The organism is Streptomyces sp. NPDC107517 (assembly GCF_055582645.1).
Window position 1 is genome coordinate 1 of sequence record NZ_JBVJPM010000102.1, and the last position, 1,153, is coordinate 1,153.

The window sequence follows — 1,153 nt, forward strand, 5'->3', positions numbered from 1 at the left end:
AGGACGCGCGGATCATCTTCGTCGACACGGAGGCGTCGAACTGGACCTTCGACCCCGTGCGCAAGCAGTACTACTGGCACCGCTTCTTCTCCCACCAGCCGGATCTCAACTACGAGAACCCGTGCGTCCAGGAGGAGATCATCGCGGCCCTGCGCTTCTGGCTGGACCTGGGCATCGACGGTTTCCGGCTCGACGCGGTGCCCTATCTCTACGCGGAGGAGGGGACCAACTGCGAGAATCTGCCGGCCACGCACGAACTCCTCAAGCGGGTCCGCAAGGAGATCGACGCGCACTACCCGGACACGGTCCTGCTCGCCGAGGCCAACCAGTGGCCCGAGGACGTGGTCGACTACTTCGGCGACTACGCATCCGGCGGCGACGAGTGCCACATGGCGTTCCACTTCCCCGTCATGCCGCGCATCTTCATGGCGGTGCGCCGCGAGTCGCGCTACCCGGTCTCGGAAATTCTGGCCAAGACGCCCGCCATTCCCTCGAGTTGCCAGTGGGGCATCTTCCTGCGCAACCACGACGAGCTCACGCTCGAAATGGTCACCGACGAAGAGCGCGACTACATGTACGCGGAGTACGCCAAGGACCCGCGCATGCGCGCCAACATCGGCATCCGCCGCCGCCTCGCGCCGCTCCTGGACAACGACCGCAACCAGATCGAACTCTTCACCGCCCTGCTGCTCTCCCTGCCGGGCTCGCCGATCCTCTACTACGGCGACGAGATCGGCATGGGCGACAACATCTGGCTCGGCGACCGCGACGCCGTGCGCACGCCGATGCAGTGGACCCCGGACCGCAACGCGGGCTTCTCGTCCTGCGACCCGGGCCGGCTCTCCCTGCCCACGATCATGGACCCGGTCTACGGCTACCAGGTCACCAACGTCGAAGCATCCATGTCGTCCCCGTCCTCGCTGCTGCACTGGACCCGCCGGATGATCGAGATCCGCAAACAGAACGAGGCGTTCGGCCTCGGCTCCTACACCGAACTCCCCTCGTCCAACCCGGCCGTGCTCGCGTTCCTGCGCGAAGCCCCCCCGACCGAGGACAAGGGGGACGACCTCGTCCTGTGCGTGCACAACTTCTCGCGCTTCGCCCAGCCCACCGAACTCGACCTCCAGGCCTTCGACGGCCGCCACCCCGTCGA

Annotated in this window: 1 protein-coding gene; it reads left to right on the forward strand. The window is 66.5% G+C overall.

Annotation, left to right across the window (positions count from 1 at the left end; translation table 11 throughout):
• Nucleotides 1-1,153 (forward strand): maltose alpha-D-glucosyltransferase (treS, locus tag ACZ67T_RS46315; protein WP_469993112.1); only part of this gene is annotated, 1,153 nt, incomplete at both ends.